Origin of the sequence: Streptomyces sp. DT224, assembly GCF_049844595.1 — a bacterium.
GTDB lineage: Bacteria > Actinomycetota > Actinomycetes > Streptomycetales > Streptomycetaceae > Streptomyces.
This window is the reverse complement of record NZ_JBNCLI010000004.1, coordinates 68,356-84,612: the sequence shown is the minus strand read 5'-3', so window position 1 is coordinate 84,612 and position 16,257 is coordinate 68,356. Positions and strand designations below refer to the sequence as shown.

The window sequence follows — 16,257 nt, the reverse complement described above, 5'->3', positions numbered from 1 at the left end:
ATGGTGCCTGTATTCCTGACCAAGGCGGTCGAGCTGCTGCTCGGCCGGGAGAACCGCTCACTGCATCTGAAGGCGGCGGGCTGGGCGACGGTACTGCTCGCCCTGACCGTGCTGGCCGGCTCCTGGCTGGTGGTCCTGGCCGAGCGGCACGCGCCGGACGCCACGATCACCTCGTATCCGCGGGGGCTGTGGTGGTCGGTGGAGACCGCGACGACCGTCGGTTACGGGGACCTCTTCCCGGTGACGCTGTGGGGGCGGATCGTCGCCGTCGTCGTGATGGGTGTCGGCATCACGACGTACGGGATGGTCACGGCCGCCCTCGCGACCTGGTTCGTCGGGCACGAACAACGGCGCCGTCACCGGCTGACCGCCGAGGCCGAGCACGCCGCGCGCCGGATGCGGGACGACACGGAGCGGCTGCTGCACGAGCGCTTCGACCGCATCGAGCGGCTGCTCGCCGACGCGGGGCACAGGCCGCCGGGCTGAACGGCGGGGCGTCGGGCCGGGGCCGTGCCCCGCCCTTCCGGACACGGCCCGGGTCACCCGGCCGTGTATGAACGGCCCGGTACCGGGCGCCAGCATTTTTGATCACCCTCCCCGGGGCCCGGGAAACCGGCAGGATGGCGCTGTACAGGGTCGTCGTCCCCGGGCGGCGACGCCGGACAGAGGAGGGAGCCCCATGCGGGAGACGCGTGCAGAGCAGTCGCCGCCGGACGAGGAGACCGCTCACGACGCGGGCGAGGAGGCGCAGGTCATCGTGGTCGGTGCGGGCCCGGCCGGTTCGTCCGCCGCCTACCACCTCGCGAGAGCCGGGGTCGATGTGCTGCTCCTGGAGAAGTCCCGCTTCCCGCGCGAGAAGGTGTGCGGGGACGGCCTGACCCCGCGCGCGGTGCACCAGCTGATCCGCATGGGCGTCGACATCCAGGCCCCCGGCTGGACCCGGTCGCGCGGGATGCGCTGGGTGGCCGGGCCCCGGCAGGTGGAGATCGACTGGCCGGCGCTGGGCGGCTTCCCGGACTTCGGGCTCACCCGCAGCCGGCACGACTTCGACGACATCCTGGCCCGGCACGCCGTCGCGGCCGGGGCCCGGCTGCGTACCGGGGTGAAGGTGAAGGAGCCGGTGACCGACCGGGCGGGACGGATCACCGGGGTGGCGGCGGCGGCCGGGGCGGGCACGGTGGTGCACCGGGCTCCCGTGGTGATCGCCGCCGACGGCGCCTCGGCCCGGATCGCCCTGGCCATGGGGCTGGAGCGGGACGCCAAGCGGCAGATCGCCACGGCCGCCCGGCGCTACTACCGCAGCCCGGAGCGGTCCCGGGAGGACTTCCTCGAACTCTGGGCCGACCTGCGCCTCCCGAGGAGCGACGCCTATCTGCCCGGGTACGGCTGGATTTTCCCGATGGGGGACGGCCGGGTGAACGTCGGCCTGGGCGCGCTCCCCCACCGCCGGCACGGCAGCGCGGACCTGCGGGCCACGCTGGACCGGTGGCTCGCCCGTACGCCCGAGGAGTGGGGGCTGCGGGAGGAGAACGCCGAAGGGCCGGTGCGCAGCGCCGCCCTGCCGCTGGGCTTCAACCGCCACCCGCTGTACACCCGGGGGCTCCTGCTCGTCGGTGACTCCGGGGGCATGGTCAGCCCGTGGAACGGCGAGGGCATCGGGCAGGCGATGGAGGCGGGCGAGGTCGCCGCCGAGACGACGGCGCTGGCGCTGGCGCTGCCGCCGGGGCCGAGGCGGGAGCGTGCACTGCGCCACTACCCGGCCGAGATGAACCGGCGCTGGGGCCGCTACTACCGGCTCGGCAACACCGCCGCCGATCTGATCTTCAGCCGGTCGGGCTTCCAGCCGGTGCTGAACCGGTACGTGATGGGCTCGCCGGCCCTGCTCAACACCCTGGCCAGGCTCCTCACGAACCTCACGGAGCACCCCTCGCGCGACGCGATCGACCATGTCCTGAACACGGCGGTCCGCCTGGTGCCGGCGCCGGGCGCCCGGCGCCGCTGATCCGGAGCGTGCTCACCGTTCGCCGGTGGACACCCCGCACACCAGATGTGAGAACCGAAGGCAATCGATGCACAAGCAACAGACCGAAGAGACCGGCCGGGGAGCGGGCGCGCGCCCGGAAGCCTGGCTGCGCCGCTACCACGCCACGGACGCCCGCGCCGAGCTGGTGTGCTTCCCGCACGCGGGCGGTACGGCGGGGTTCTGGCGTCCGCTGTCCGAGGCCGTCCGGCACGCGCTGGACGTACGCGCGGTGCAGTACCCGGGCCGGCAGGACCGCTATCGCGAGGAGCCCGTCGAGGATCTGCACCGGCTCGCCGACCTGATCGCCGAGGCTTTGGCGGCCGGCCCCGCACCTGCCGGGCCGCGCGTCCTCCTCGGGCACAGCATGGGCGCCTCGCTCGCCCACGAGGTGGCGCTGCGGCTGTCCGGCGTACCGGGCCACGGGGCGTCGGCGCTGATCGTGTCGGGCAGGCGGGCGCCCACGCGGCTCGGCTCCGGCCGGTCGGAATCGGATGAGGCGCTGCTCGCGCGGGTCCGCAAGCTCGGTGGCACGGACCCGGCGGTGCTGGCCAGTCCGGAACTGCTCGACGTGATCCTGCCGGCGCTGCGCGCCGACTACGCGGCCGTCGCCGGGTACGTGCCGGGCGGCGGCCTCCTGACGTGCCCGGTCGTCGCCCTCACGGGGGACGGTGACCCGGAGGTGGCGCCCCAGGACGTGGGGCCGTGGCGCGAGACGACCACGGGCCCGTTCGCGATGCGGGTCCTGGCGGGCGGGCACTTCTTCCTGGACGACCATCTGCCGGTGATCGCGGAGCTGGCGGTGTCCCTGTCCGCCGCTCCGGCGCAGGGGCGGCTCAGCCGCTGACCCCGCCGGAAGCCCCCGACGCCGCCCCCGGCGCGTCGGGGGCTTTCCCGTGGGCGCCGAAGGCGCGCAAGAAGGTGTCGACGCCCGCCGTGACGACCTCGGCGACCTCCGCCGGGTCCAGCGGGCGGGTTCCCAGCGCGCTCATCCCCGGCAGCTCGTCGTAGACCAGCGCGATGAACTGGTTGGCCGCCCTGACCGGGTCCTCGACCCGCAGGTGCCCGGCGTTGGCCAGCCGGGCGAGGCGGCCCGCGAGCGCCTCGGTGAACTGGTTGGGCCCGCTGGCCCGTACCGCGTCGAAGAGGTCGGGGAAACGCACGGCCTCCGCGTACAGCAGCCGGCGTACGGCCTCGGACTGCTCGTCGCAGTAGCAGTCGACGAGCTTGGTGGCCAGGTCCTCGAGCGCGGGGCGCAGCCGGTCCGGGTCGCTGGGGAAGTCGGCGAGAACGTCCAGGGTCTTGGCGTTGGACCGGGCCGCCGTCTCCATAAGGACGTACCGGAAGAGCTTCTCCTTCGAGCCCAGGTGGTTGTAGATCGTCGGTTTGGAGACCCCGGCCTCGGCGGCGATCACGTCCAGGCTCGCCTGCGCGTATCCGGCCTGCGCGAAGACCCGCAGGGCCGCCTCCACGATCGCCCGGCGCTTGTCGAGGCGCCCGCGGTCCGCCGGGCGTCCGTCCGTCTCTTCCTTCTCGCCAACGCTCATGGGCCCATGCTACGGTGCCAGCCACCTAATTTAACTACCCAGTTAAATTTAATGACCGGCTCAGTTCAAAGGAGTTGCCGTGCCTGTAGCAAAGCCGGTAGGAAGCGGCGCCGCCCGGCTCGATGCCGCGCTGCTGACGCTGGTCGGGGTCATGGTGCTCGGCGGGATGATGTCGTATCTGGACGCGACGATCGTCAATGTCGGGATCAGCACGCTGGGCGGTGAGTTCCACGCGACGCTGGCCACCATCGAGTGGGTCACCACCGGCTATCTGCTCGCGGTCGCGCTGGCGATTCCGCTGGCCGGCTGGGCCGTGGTCCGGTTCGGCGCCAAGCGCATGTGGCTGATCGGCCTCTCGGTGTTCCTGATCGGCTCGGTGCTCTGCGCCTTCGCCCGGAACGCGGAGAGCCTGATCGCCTTCCGCGTCGTCCAGGGCTTCGGCGGCGGCATGGTCGACCCGATCATGATGACCGTGGTGGCGGGCGCCGCGGGACCCGCCAGGATCGGCCGGGTCATGGGCCTGGTCTCCGTTCCGATCACGCTGGGACCGGTGATCGGCCCGGTGGTCGGCGGGCTGCTGCTGGACACCTTCTCCTGGGAGTGGATGTTCCTGGTCAACGTCCCCTTCGCGCTGGCCGCGATCGTCCTGGCGATCCGGGTGCTGCCGGCCGACCCGCCGCCGGGCGGCGACCCCGTCCCGTTCGACGCGCTGGGCGTCGCGCTGCTCTCCCCCGGTTTCGCCGCGATCGTGTTCGCGCTGTCGCAGGCGGGCGGCGACGGCTTCGGCAGTACGAAGGTGATCATCGGGCTCGCGGGGGGCGCCGCCCTGTTCGTCGCGTACGCCGTGCACGCGCTGCGCACCTCGGGAACGCCGTTGCTGGACCTCCGGCTGTTCGCCGGCAAGGGCTTCAGCGCCAGCGTGACCACGATGTTCCTGCTCGGCGGCGGACTGTTCTCGCTGCTGTTCCTGCTGCCGCTGTACTACCAGCAGGTGCACGGCCACACCGTCCTGGAATCCGGGCTGCTGCTCGCCCCGCTGGGTCTCGGCACGCTGATCGGGATGCCGATCGCGGGCAACCTCGCGGACAAGGTGGGCGCGCGGCGGCTGGTGCCGACCGGTGCGCTGCTGATCGGCGCCGGCGCCCTGGTCTTCACCGGTTCGGGCTCCGGCACCTCCCAGGTGGCCCTGACCGCCGCGCAGTTCGCCGCCGGCTTCGGCATGGGCCTGGTGGGCGCGCCCACGATGGGCTCGGTCTACAAGACGGTCCCGGGCGAGTCGGTCGCCGGTGCCACGGGCGCGGTCTTCATCCTCAACCAGATCGGCGCCTCGCTCGGCATCGCCGTCGTCGCCCTCATCCTCCAGGGCGGCGGTTCCCACGCGGCTCCCACCGCCGGCTCCTTCTCCCACGCCTTCTGGTGGCCGGTCGCCGCGGCCGTCGTGGTCTTCGCCGCGGGGCTGCTGCTGCCCGGGAGGCCCAAGCCCGGACCGGCCGCCCCCGAGGCGCCGGAGGAGTCGTCCGCCGGCCCGGAGCCGGCCACCGGCCACGCCTGAGCCACCCGGCCGCCCACGCCCGCTCCCCGTACCCGCGAAGCCGTTCCGTTCCGCGCCGCCGGGTCACCGCCCGGCGGCGCGCTCCGGAGGTTTCCACGAGCCGTCCCACCGGCATTCCCCTGTCCTGCCCGGCCCGTACAAGGGCACCACCGTCAAGGGGAAATACGCGCGCGCCGGTGTCACCGCCGACGAGGTTCGGTACACCGAACTGCGGGGCACGGGTACGCCGGGCCCGGTCAGAGGTTCTCAGGCCGCCCGCCCACGGTCTCGCCGTCCTCGCCCGTCCACCGGGCCGCGAGGAGCAGGGCGATGTCGTCGGGGCGGTCCGCGGCCTGGCGGGCCCGGCCGATGACGTGGTCGGCGGTGTCGGCGAGCGGGGCGGTGCCCAGGGCCTGGAGGGTGGCGCGCAGCCGCTCGACCCCGACGTCGATGTCGATGCCCGCCTGTTCGACCAGGCCGTCGGTGTACAGGGCGAGCGTGGCTCCGGGGTCGAGGTGCAGTTCGGTGACGGGGTAGGCGGCATCGCCGTCGATGCCCAGGACGATGCCGCCGGGGAGCTCCATGACCTCGGCGGTGCCGTCGGGCCGGCGCAGGACGGGCTGGGGGTGCCCGGCGCGCACGGCGTGCGTCCGGCCGGTGGCCGGGTCCGTCACGATGTAGCAGCAGCTCGCGAACTGGCCGGTGTCCAGGTCGATGAGCAGGCGGTTGGTGCCGCTCATGACCTCCTGCGGGTCGTGGCCGCTGAGCGCGAAGGCCCGTACGGCGCTGCGGAGCTGGCCCATGGTCGCGGCGGCGGCCACGCCGTGCCCCTGCACATCGCCGATGACGAGGGCGAGGCGGCCGCCGGTCTCGATTACGTCGTACCAGTCGCCGCCGACGTCCATGCCCTGGGTGCCGGCGAGGTAGCGGCCCTGGGTGTCGATGCCGCGGACGGCGGGCAGCCGGTGCGGCAGCAGGGCGTCCTGGAGGCCACGGGCGAGGGCGGCCTCGGTGTCGTAGCGCTGGGCCCGCTGGAGGGCCTGGGCGATGAGTCCGGCCAGGGCGGTCAGGACCGTGCGCTCCTCGGGGCTGAAGCCGCGCGGCTGGTCGAAGCCGAGGATGCAGGAGCCGACGAGCCGCCCGGAGGCGATGAGCGGGAGGAAGGCGCGGGCGCCGACGTCGGTGTCCATGGGGATGCCCGGGTAGGCGGCGGCCAGGCGCTGCATCGACTCGAAGAAGATGGGGCGCCCGGTGGTGAGCGTTTCCACGCCGGGGATGCGGGCGTCCAGGCCGACCGCGTCGAACCGGTCGAGGAATCCCGGTGGGAAGCCGGTCTCCCACTCCAGGTAGAGGTGGCCCTCCTTGAGCAGGTAGATCGCCAGTTGCCGGCCGCCGAAGGCGGGCAGCAGCTCCTCGGTGACCACGCGGGAGACCTGCCGGGCGGTGACGGCCTCGGTGAGCGCGATGGCGAGGGCGACCGGCCGGTAGAGGGCGGCGGACCGGTCGGCCGGTGAGCCGAGCCCCAGTCCGGGCGTGACGACGGAGTCCGGGGCGTAGGCGGGCTTCTCGGCGGGCGTGAGGACGGCGGTCAGGCCGTCCTGCCCCGGGTACAGGGAGACGGAGAGCCAGGGGGGCGGGTCGCGGCGGGCGAGGAAGTGGACCGGGGCGTCGGAGATCATCGCGGACCGGTAGTGGTCCTCGTACGCCGGGTTCGCGAACCAGGGCAGCGCCTCCCAGAAGACCCGGCCGACCAGGGCGGCGCGGGACCGGCCGAGCATGTCCTCGGCGAGCGGGTTGACGTAGGTGAAGCGGCCGAAGCGGTCGAGCGAGAAGATGCCGCGCGGGAGCCGGTCGGCGGCCTCGGCGACGACCGGGTCCATGCCCAGGTCCACCAGGAAGCCGGTCAGGTGCCCGCCGGGCCCCTCGTGCGCCTGCCGGCGCCCGGACACCTCCAGCAGGTGGGAGCGCCCGTCCGGGCCGCGCAGCCGCATCCGGCGTACGACGGGGCCGCCGGATCCCGCCGCCTGCCGGGCGAGCGCCCAGAGCCCGTAGACGTCCTCCGGTGCGAGCCGGGCGGCCAGGGCGTCGATGGTGCCGGGGAAGCGGCCGGTCCCGGTGCCGAGGATCGCCGACAGGTCGTCGTCGGCCTCGACGGCACCGGTGGTGAGGTTCCAGTCGAAGCGGCCGATGCGCACGGGCGGGGACGTCCTGGCGGGCAGCTGTACGGGGAGCGGCTCGCCCTCCCACTCCGGCCGGACGCCCGCCTCCGCGAGGGCGGCAAGGTCGGCGCCCAGGCCGCGGGCGACGTGCTGGAGACGGCCCCGGTCGGCGGTGGGCACCGGCTCGTCGCCGGTCGCGGCGCGCAGGACGACGAGGACGCCGACCGGTGCGCGTCGGCGCAGCACAGGCACGTACAGGGAGCCGAAGGGGAACGGCAGTCCGGCCATCAGCTGCGGGAAGCGACGCATGGCGTCCTCGGCGTCGGCGAGGTACACCGGGCTGCCGGTGCGGAACGCCTCGGCGACCGGGAACGGCCGGTTCACGTGCATCCGCCACCAGGGGCGGAACAGGGGGCCGGGGAGCCCGGCGAGGACGGCGAGCCGGAGCAGGCCGGGGGTGCGCGAGGGGAGGTAGACCCCGCCGGCCCGGCCGCCGACCGCCTCGACGGCGTTCACGACGGACTGGGCGAGCACCAGGGACAGGTCGCCCGGCGCCCGGCCGTCCTCCGGTTGTGCGGGCGGGCCGTCGCTCGGGCCGAAGGGCAGCCGCCCGGCCGCGCCGTGCCAGGTCACACAGCCAGGATGCTCCCGGCCGGCCGGTGCGGCACGTCGGAGCCGCCCGGCCCATGCGCCCGGCGGGGCGCGGACACGCAGAAGCGGTGGACACCACGGCTGTGGCGTCCACCGCTCCCTCACGGCCCTGCGAGCGCCTACCGGCCCTCGTCGGGCGGGCGACGGTCACCGAGCTGGTCGTTCATCTTCTGCTGCGCCGAGTCGACCTGGCCGCCGTACTTGCCGCCGGTCTTCTTGTCGACGTAGTCGCCGCCCTTCTCGACTCCCTGGCGGGCCTGGTCCGGATGCCCCTTGATCATGCCCTTGATCTTGTCGAGCATGCTCATGACTGACCTCCTAGAGACGCTGACCGTTCCAGCATCCACGCCCCGCCGTGCCCGCGCATTCCGGGACGGACGGGCTCGGCGGCCCTACTCGTCGATCGCCTCGCCGAGGCGGGCCTTCGTCCGGGGGGCGCCGAGCGATCCGCCGTCGAAGGTCCACGATCCGGTGGCGCTCACACCGTCGGCCCCGGAGGGGAGCACCCAGACGACCCCGTTGCCCCCGTCCTCACCCGGAGCGGCGGCGAGCAGGTCGGAGCGCCCGTCGCCGTCGGGGTCGGTCAGGCGGACCCGGGCGCCCCAGGCGTCGTACGCCTCGGTCACCCCGGGCACCTCCCCGGAGTCCTGGTTCCAGGAGCGTGCGCCGGCCGTCGTGAGACCGTCCGACGCGCCGCGCAGCAGCCATACGGCCCCCGACTCGATGCGCGACATGTCCGCGCCCGGTGCTCCGACGTCCTCGCCGGGCGCTCCGACGACCACGTCCGCGTAGCCGTCGCCGTCGGTGTCGCCCACGGACAGGCCGGTGCCCCAGCCGTCGCCCTGCTCGGAGACGCCGGGGACGCCCAGGGAGTCCTGGGACCACCAGGCGGGCTCGGTGCCGGGCCCCGAGGCGCCGACGACCGGGCCGTCACCGGCACTGCCGTAGTAGACGCCGACCACGCCGCCCTCCGGCGCGTCGCTGCTGGTGCCGTCGGAGCGGTACGGGTCGCCCGTCACCAGGTCGTCGTAGCCGTCGTTGTTGATGTCCCCGGTGGCGACGGCGGGGCCGCCGCGCAGGGAGCGCTCGAAGCGGAGCCCCTGCACCTGGCCGGAGAAGTAGGCGGACCAGCCCTGCCCGCGGGCGGCGCCCGCGCTCGTCCCGGAGACGACGAGGTCGTCGAGGCCGTTGCCGTCGTAGTCGCCCGTGGTCAGGGACTTCGGGGCGATCTCGTGTCCGGGTTCGGCGGGGATCACGTTCTCGCGCTGGGCGGGGGCCAGGGGCGCGACCCCCTTCTTCAGCAGGGCCGGTTCGTAGCGGAAGAGCATGAGGTCGTACAGGTCGGTCACGGCCAGTTCGTCGCCGGGGATGTCGGGGCTGAAGTGGGCCGCCGCGAGCGCGCTGCCGAATCTCGCCCAAGCGCGGGGCTCGGCGGCCTGGAGCCAGTCGCTGTCGGCTCCGGTGAGCCCTTGCGGCGACCCCCACAGCACGACGGCGCCGCCCGCGTCGCCCACGGGCTCGATGTCCTCCCCGGGAACGCCGACGATCGCGTCGTCGTAGCCGTCGCCGTTCAGGTCTCCCGTGGCCAGGGACGCTCCGAAGGAGTCACCGGCCTCGGCGGCGCCGCGTACCCCTGGGGTGTTCTGGCTGAAGACGGCGGACGGGCTGGTGCCCAGGCCGTGCGCGGAGCCGTACTGCACGGTCACGAACCCGGCACCCGGCTTGGCGTCGATGGTCCCGCCGGGAGCGCCGATGAGCACGTCCTCGTGGCCGTCGCCGTCGAAGTCGCTGTGGCGGTCGTTCGCGTGCGTGGCGCCGGAGGTGACGGCGTAGGCGGAGGGCGCGGCGATGGCCGCACCCGTCAGCAGGAGGAGCGAGGCCGCGAGGACGGCGGCCGAACGGTACGTACGCACAAGTGGCTCCTTGGATCAAGGATGGCCGGGCGGGTCCGGGGGGCGCCGGGAAGAGCCCGCTGTCTTCCTGGACGCCCTGTTCGACACGTCTTGTGGCACAAGGGTTGTACGGTCTTTCCGCGACACGCGCGGTACGGCATGCGAAAGGGGTGGAAAGGAGCGCTTCCGCTCCTTTCCACCCCTGCTCACGGCCCTGCCCCGAGCGCGGGGCCGGTGTGGATCAGTACGCGCCGAAGACGTTGTCCATCGAGCCGTACGTGGCGGCGGCGTAGTTGCACGCGGCCGTGATGTTGGCGACCGGGTCGTAGATGTCCATCGACGTTCCGGGCACGTGGTAGGCGTCGAAGGTGGGCTGGATCACCTGGAGCAGACCCTTGGAGGGCGTGCCGTTGACGGCGTTGACGTCCCAGTTGTTGATCGCCATCGGGTTGCCCGAGGACTCGCGCATGATGTTGCGGTAGATGCCGTCGTAGCTGCCGGGGATGCCCTGCTGCGCCATGATGGCCAGGGATTCCTTGATCCAGCCGTCGAGGTCGTCGGTGTACGTGACGGCCGCCTGGGTCTCGGCGGGCTTCTCGGCGGCGACCGGGACGACGGTGCGCTCGGAACGGTCGGCGCGGTCGGCGCTCTCGGTCCGGGGAGCGGCGTCGCCGTTCTTCTCGGCGGTCTCCGCCTTGAATGCGCTCTTCTCCGCGGCCTTCGGGGCGGCGGCCTCGGACGTGGCGCCAATGGTCAGCTTCAGGCCCGGGTGAATGAGGTCGGGGTTGCTGCCGACAGCACCGCGGTTGTCCTTGTACAGCCGCTCCCAGCCGCCGCTGAGGGAATGCCCCTGGGCGATCTTGTAAAGCGAATCGCCGGACACCACGGAATAGGTGGAGGGCGCGGCCTCGCGGACGGCAATTCCCTTGCCGGCGACGGAAGTCGGGGCCGCCGCCTTTTCGGCGACGACGGACTTGGCGGGGGCGGCGGAGGCCGATCCGGCCGTGATCAGGGGGAGCGCGAGAACGGCTCCGCCCGCGCTGACGGCGATGAAACCGCGGGTCAGGGACGCGGACTTGGCACGACGGTGCTTACCCATGATGGGCATGGCGTATTTCCTCTCCGTCGCCTACGAGGTGAGCTGTCGGGTTCGGACTGGAGATGTCCGGTCGCGCATGGCGACTTCACCCCTAGCCGCTCCGGATTCCGGACCGGCGGCAAACCTGGGTCCCCCGCTCCTGCCGTACGTGAGTGGTCGGGTTCCCGGACGGCGGCAGGATTCGGCGTTCCATCCGGATTGATGACGGGACCGTAAGCGAGAAACGACGGCCGGAACAAGCCCGGAATTGCTGATCACAATTGTTTTGCAAGATCAATCAAAGGAAATGCTCATGATCGCCCGCGCCGGGGGAAGTCAAATTTCTTGGCACGACTGGGAACCGGGAGATCGGATCCTGCGTCAGAAACGGCCGACGTGACGCTGCCCACTGAAATCAGATTGCTCACGTTCGTCCGTTTTGAGGCGTTTGACCGCACCAAACCCTCTTTGATCGCCCTTCCTTGACCTTTTGCCCACTGGTCGACAAAAGGGGCATGGCGCGACGCGCGCGCGTCGTGGATCGCCGGTTCAGGCCCCCTCGCCCACGTGATCACCCTATGGTTAGGCTTACCTAAGTGTTGCCGTTTCCCGTTCACCGTCACATGGAGATCCCAGGACCATGGCGCCGCATTCCGCCTCTTCCTCCCGCCGTCCCCCCACCGCCGCGCCCGCCGTCGCCCCCGTCGAGCAGGAACTCACCGGCCGGCTGGCCCTCGTGACGGGAGCCGGACGCGGCATAGGCGAGGCGGTCGTGCGGGCCCTCGTCGCGCGCGGCTGCCGGGTTCTGGCGGCCGACGCGGCCCCGGAGGGGGTCGACGCCCTCGCCCGGGAGCACGACGGGGACGTCGTCGCCCGGACGCTGGACGTCACGGACGCGGCGGCCGTCGAGGCCCTGGTCGGCGAGGCCGAGCACACGCTCGGCGCCCTCGACATCGCGGTCAACGTCGCCGGGATACTGCGCTGTTCACCGGTCACCGAGCTGACCGACGAGGACTGGCGGGCGACATTCGCCGTCAACACCGACGGGGTGTTCCACGTCTCGCGGTCCGTCGCGCGCCGGATGGCGGACCGGGGCGCGGGCAGCATCGTCACCGTCGCGTCCAACGCCGCCGGCATCCCCCGCACGACCATGGCGGCGTACGCCGCGTCGAAGGCCGCGGCCGTCATGTTCACCAAGTGCCTCGGCCTGGAACTGGCCCCCCGGGGCGTCCGCTGCAACACGGTCTCGCCCGGCTCCACGCTCACCGACATGCAGCGCGGCATGTGGCCGGCCGATGAGGCGCACGACGACGGGCCAGCCGCCCAGCGCGTCATAGCCGGGGACCTGGCGAGCTACCGCACGGGCATTCCGCTGGGCCGGATCGCCGAACCGGCCGACATCGCCGAGGCGGTCGCCTTCCTCGTGTCCGACCGGGCCCGCCACATCACCCTGCACGACCTGTACGTCGACGGAGGCGCCACCCTGCGCGCCTGACCCGTCCGCCCGGCACCTCCGCAAACGCCCCCTGGAGTCCTGGAACGATGACCGCCTCACCGTACGAAGACGCCCCGACCTGGCCCGCCGAGTTCGCCGCCCGTTACCGCGCGGCCGGGCACTGGCGCGGCGAGACCTTCACGAGCATGCTGCGCGAACGGGCCGAGGCCCACGGCGACCGCGTCGCGCTGATCGACCCCGCGCCCGAGCGCCGCGCCTGGACGTACCGGGAGCTGGACGAGCGCGCGGCCCGGCTGGCGGCGGGCTTCCGGGCGCGCGGGATAGCCAGGGGCGACCGGGTCGTCGTCCAGCTGCCCAACATCGCCGAGTTCGCCGAGGTCGTCTTCGCCCTCTTCCGCATCGGCGCGCTTCCCGTATACGCGCTGCCCGCCCACCGCGAGGCGGAGATCGGCTACTTCTGCTCCTTCGCCGAGGCCGTCGCCTATGTCATCCCGGACAAGCACGCCGGATGCGACCACCGCGCGCTGGCCACCGCCGTACGGGAGCAGGCGCCCACCCTGAAGCACGTGTTCGTCGTCGGGGACCCCGGCGAGCACACCGCCCTGTCCGACGTGCCGTGCGACGCGGCCGGGGACCCGGAGGACGGGCCCGAGCCGCACGATCTGGCCTTCCTCCAGCTGTCCGGCGGTACCACGGGGGTGCCCAAGCTCATCCCCCGTACGCACGACGACTACATCTACTCGCTGCGCGGCTCCAACGAGATCTGCGGCGTCGACGCGGACACCCGCTTCCTGGTGGTCCTGCCCGCCGCGCACAACTTCCCGATGAGCTCGCCCGGCTGGCTCGGCACGCTGTACGCGGGCGGCACCGTGGTCCTCTGCCCGCGCCCCGACCCGGCCACGGCGTTCCCGGTCATCGAGCGGGAGCGCGTCACCATGACGGGCATGGTCCCGCCGCTCGCCCTGGTCTGGACGGACGCTGCCGCTTCGGCGGAGCAGGACCTGTCGAGCCTCGAACTGATCCTGGTCGGCGGCGCCAAATACAGTGAGACGGCCGCCCGACGGCTCGAACCGGCGCTCGGCTGCCGGCTGATGCAGGTCTTCGGGATGGCCGAAGGACTCGTCAACTACACCCGGCTGGACGACGACTACGAGACCGTCGTCACCACCCAGGGCCGCCCGATCTCCGAGGACGACGAGATCCGCATCGTGGACGACGCCGGACAGGAGGTTCCCGATGGGCAGTTCGGGCATCTGCTGACCCGGGGCCCGTACACGATCCGGGGCTACTGGCGCGCGCCCGGGCACAACAGGACCGCGTTCACCGAGGACGGGTTCTACCGCACGGGCGACATCGTGCGCCGCACCCCGAGCGGCCATCTCGTCGTGGAGGGACGGGCCAAGGACCAGATCAACCGGGGCGGAGAGAAGGTCGCTCCCGAGGAGGTCGAGAACATCATCCTCGCCCACCCGTCGGTGCACGACGTGTCGGTGGTCGGGGTGGCCGACCCGTATCTCGGTGAACGCACCCTCGCATACGTGATCCTGCGCGAGGGCGCCGAACCGCCCGGGGCGCTCGCCGTGAAGCGGCATGTGCGCGCACACGGGATCGCCGCGTACAAGGTGCCCGACCTCGTCGCATTCGTGGACGTCTTCCCGCAGACGGGGATCGGCAAGATCAGCAAGAAGGGCCTGCGGACCGATGCGGCCCCCGGCTCCACGTCAACTCCCCCCGCACAGCACTGAGTCCGCACCGCGCGGCACCGAAAGGCTTCCCCCATGGCACTTCCCGCCATCGCCCCCTATCCCCTGCCCGGCGCCGACGAGCTCCCGGCGAACCGGGTCGGCTGGACCGTCGACCCGGCGCGCGCCGTGCTGCTCGTCCACGACCTCCAGAACCACTTCCTGCGCGCCTATCGCCCCGGCGAGGAGCCGCTGACCGGCATGCTCGCGAACACCGCCCGCGTGATCGAGGCCGCCCGCCGCGCCGGAATCCCGGTGGTGCACTCGGCGCAGCGCGGCGGCCAGAGCGCCGAGGAGCGCGGTCTCCAGCTGGACTTCTGGGGGCCGGGGATGGCGGACGACCCGGAGGCGCTGGCCGCACCGGACCAGGTGGCGCCCGCGCCGGGCGACACGGTGCTCACCAAGTGGAAGTACAGCGCGTTCGTCCGCACCGAGCTGGAATCCCTCATCCGGAACGACGGCCGCGACCAGGTGGTGATCACCGGTGTGTACGCGCACATCGGCGTGCTGATGAGCGCCGCCGACGCCTGGATGCGCGACATCCAGGCGTTCGTGGTGGCCGACGCGGTCGCGGACTTCTCGCGCGAGGACCACGACATGGCGCTGCGCTGGGCGGCGGGCCGCTGCGCGGTCGTGACGACGACGGACGCGCTGCTGAAGGAGATGTGAGGGCCGGGACGCTCACGCCCGGAGGCGGCCGGCCGCCTCCGGCGTGAGGTGACGGGCGAGCACGTCGAGGGCGTCACCGACCGCGCGCAGCGTCTCCGGGTCGTCGGTGGCCAGCGCTGCGGCGAGCGCGCCGTCGATCCGGGCGGCCCGCACCTCGGCGACCCGGTCCGACACCTCGGAGGCCGTACGGATCAACTGCCGCCTGCCGTCCGCCGGATCGGGTGCGGACACGAGCGAGCCGGTCTCCTTCAGCCGGGCCACGGCTCCCGAGACCTGACTCTGCGGCAGGCCCGTGCGCGCGGCGATCTCGCTCACGGAGGTGTCCTCGTGTCCCAGGACGTCGCTCAGCACCACCAGGGCCGCACGCGTACCGCCGCGAGGCCCGGCGCCGGCCGGGGACGACGGCTCCGGAAGTGCCTCCTCACCGATCTTCATCAGCGTCCGGCCGAGCAGGAAGAGCTGGACCGGGGTCATCGAAGCGCTCATGGGCCGCCACCCTACCGCCCACCCATCACCGTTAGATGCATCTCTATTGATACATCTAAATAGATTCAGTACTGTGAGGGGCGCCGCCGGCGCTTCCCGCGCCGGTCACCTCACCGACCTGGGAGACCCGGATGTTCCTCGACACCGACGGCGCCACACTCCACTACGACGTCCGGGGCACCGGCCCCCTGCTGCTGATCGCGCAGAGCGGCGAGGGCGACGCCGACCGGAGCACGGACCTGGTGAACCACCTCACCGACCGGTACACCGTGGTCACGTACGACCGCCGGGGCCTGTCCCGCAGCACGCTCACCGCCCCCGAGCGGGGCGTGACCATGGAGGAGCACGCCGACGACGTCCACCGGCTGCTGGCCCGGCTGACCGACGAGCCCGCCCTGATGCTCGGATGCAGCATGGGCGCCGCCATCGGGCTCCACCTCGCGGTGGCCCATCCCGGGCAGCTGGGCACCCTCGTGGCGCACGACCCGGTCTCGCCGTCCCTGCTGCCGGCCGGGCCGCGCACCGGACACGCGGCGGAGCTCGCCCACCTCCAACGAGTCCACCGCGAGGGCGGCTTGAAGGCGGCGTTCCCGGAGATCGCCCGGGTCCTCGGCATCGACCCCGGCCGGCAGGAGACCGAGCCCGGTCTCACGCCCATGCCGCTCACCCCGGGCCGCGTCGCCAACTTCGGGTTCTTCATCGCACACGACTTCACGGCCGTCATCGAGGCGGAACTCGACCGGGAGGCCCTGCGGGCCTCGCCGGTGCGCATCGTGCCCGCGGGCGGTGCCACCACGGCGCCGGACGTCTTCGTCGGACAGTGCGCGCGCAGGCTGGCCGGTCTCGTCGGACGGGAGGTCGTCGCGTTCCCCGGCGGGCACAACGGCAACACCACCCACCCCCGGGCCTACGCCGAGCGGCTGCGCGAAATCCTCGCATAACCGCGCGGCCGTCGGCACTCCCGCCGCGCAAAGAGAAAATCCCCGGGCCCGAAGGGCCGGAGCGACGTTTATTGCGGACCGGGGT

At 72.9% G+C, this 16,257-nt stretch carries 14 protein-coding genes and 1 riboswitch; of the genes, 8 read left to right on the top strand and 6 right to left on the bottom strand.

Features of this window, described 5'->3' with window-relative positions; all coding sequences use genetic code 11:
• From ACLQ2N_RS10760 to ACLQ2N_RS10750, 3 genes are all read left to right on the top strand, one after another.
• Window positions 1-486 carry a potassium channel family protein gene (locus ACLQ2N_RS10760; RefSeq protein ID WP_425811470.1) on the top strand — a complete coding sequence of 162 codons (486 nt, stop codon included), beginning with the start codon at window positions 1-3 and terminating at the stop codon, window positions 484-486.
• A gap of 193 nt (window positions 487-679) precedes the next feature.
• Entirely contained in the window at window positions 680-2,002 is a 1,323-nt protein-coding gene (locus ACLQ2N_RS10755) for a geranylgeranyl reductase family protein (RefSeq protein WP_425811468.1), read from the top strand.
• A gap of 67 nt (window positions 2,003-2,069) precedes the next feature.
• The gene (locus ACLQ2N_RS10750) at window positions 2,070-2,867 is read left to right on the top strand and encodes a thioesterase II family protein (protein WP_425811466.1); all 798 of its coding nucleotides are present in this window, start codon (window positions 2,070-2,072) and stop codon (window positions 2,865-2,867) included.
• Here the strand turns inward: ACLQ2N_RS10750 and ACLQ2N_RS10745 are convergent.
• The gene (locus tag ACLQ2N_RS10745; RefSeq protein ID WP_425811464.1) at window positions 2,857-3,567 is read right to left on the bottom strand and encodes a TetR/AcrR family transcriptional regulator; all 711 of its coding nucleotides are present in this window, start codon (window positions 3,565-3,567) and stop codon (window positions 2,857-2,859) included. The two genes, ACLQ2N_RS10750 and ACLQ2N_RS10745, sit on opposite strands and share 11 nt — an antisense overlap.
• A 79-nt stretch (window positions 3,568-3,646) precedes the next feature.
• On the opposite strand from ACLQ2N_RS10745, the gene ACLQ2N_RS10740 reads away from it, so the two are divergent.
• Window positions 3,647-5,119, top strand: coding sequence for a DHA2 family efflux MFS transporter permease subunit (locus ACLQ2N_RS10740; protein WP_425811462.1), 1,473 nt, complete (start codon window positions 3,647-3,649; stop codon window positions 5,117-5,119).
• Window positions 5,120-5,355: 236 nt separating this feature from the next.
• On the opposite strand, the gene ACLQ2N_RS10735 is transcribed toward ACLQ2N_RS10740, so the two are convergent.
• The 4 genes from ACLQ2N_RS10735 to ACLQ2N_RS10720 all read right to left on the bottom strand — a co-directional run bounded on the left by ACLQ2N_RS10735 (window position 5,356) and on the right by ACLQ2N_RS10720 (window position 10,908).
• Window positions 5,356-7,890 (bottom strand): SpoIIE family protein phosphatase, encoded by a 2,535-nt coding sequence (locus tag ACLQ2N_RS10735; RefSeq protein ID WP_425811460.1) that lies wholly within the window; start codon window positions 7,888-7,890, stop codon window positions 5,356-5,358.
• 137 nt (window positions 7,891-8,027) lie between these two features.
• On the bottom strand, window positions 8,028-8,216 hold the full coding sequence (locus ACLQ2N_RS10730; protein ID WP_425811458.1) for an antitoxin: 189 nt from the start codon (window positions 8,214-8,216) through the stop codon (window positions 8,028-8,030).
• 84 nt (window positions 8,217-8,300) lie between these two features.
• Window positions 8,301-9,821: an FG-GAP repeat protein gene (locus ACLQ2N_RS10725; protein ID WP_425811456.1), complete on the bottom strand. Its 1,521-nt coding sequence runs from the start codon at window positions 9,819-9,821 to the stop codon at window positions 8,301-8,303.
• 220 nt (window positions 9,822-10,041) lie between these two features.
• Window positions 10,042-10,908, bottom strand: coding sequence for a transglycosylase SLT domain-containing protein (locus ACLQ2N_RS10720; RefSeq protein ID WP_425811454.1), 867 nt, complete (start codon window positions 10,906-10,908; stop codon window positions 10,042-10,044).
• A 3-nt stretch (window positions 10,909-10,911) separates the two neighbouring features.
• Window positions 10,912-11,096: riboswitch (cyclic di-AMP (ydaO/yuaA leader) on the bottom strand.
• Between the two features lie 422 nt (window positions 11,097-11,518).
• Between ACLQ2N_RS10720 and ACLQ2N_RS10715 the strand changes: the two genes are divergently transcribed.
• The 3 genes from ACLQ2N_RS10715 to ACLQ2N_RS10705 are packed head-to-tail and all read left to right on the top strand — an operon-like array spanning window position 11,519 to window position 14,745.
• On the top strand, window positions 11,519-12,373 hold the full coding sequence (locus tag ACLQ2N_RS10715; RefSeq protein ID WP_425811452.1) for a 2,3-dihydro-2,3-dihydroxybenzoate dehydrogenase: 855 nt from the start codon (window positions 11,519-11,521) through the stop codon (window positions 12,371-12,373).
• 47 nt (window positions 12,374-12,420) lie between these two features.
• Window positions 12,421-14,079, top strand: a complete 1,659-nt coding sequence (locus tag ACLQ2N_RS10710) for a (2,3-dihydroxybenzoyl)adenylate synthase (RefSeq protein ID WP_425811450.1) — start codon at window positions 12,421-12,423, stop codon at window positions 14,077-14,079.
• Window positions 14,080-14,112: 33 nt separating this feature from the next.
• Window positions 14,113-14,745, top strand: a complete 633-nt coding sequence (locus ACLQ2N_RS10705) for an isochorismatase family protein (RefSeq protein ID WP_425811448.1) — start codon at window positions 14,113-14,115, stop codon at window positions 14,743-14,745.
• Window positions 14,746-14,757: 12 nt separating this feature from the next.
• Here ACLQ2N_RS10705 and ACLQ2N_RS10700 read toward each other — a convergent pair whose 3' ends face one another.
• The gene (locus ACLQ2N_RS10700) at window positions 14,758-15,219 is read right to left on the bottom strand and encodes a MarR family transcriptional regulator (RefSeq protein WP_425812340.1); all 462 of its coding nucleotides are present in this window, start codon (window positions 15,217-15,219) and stop codon (window positions 14,758-14,760) included.
• 143 nt (window positions 15,220-15,362) lie between these two features.
• On the opposite strand from ACLQ2N_RS10700, the gene ACLQ2N_RS10695 reads away from it, so the two are divergent.
• The gene (locus ACLQ2N_RS10695) at window positions 15,363-16,172 is read left to right on the top strand and encodes an alpha/beta fold hydrolase (protein ID WP_425811446.1); all 810 of its coding nucleotides are present in this window, start codon (window positions 15,363-15,365) and stop codon (window positions 16,170-16,172) included.
• Window positions 16,173-16,257 lie beyond the last annotated feature (85 nt).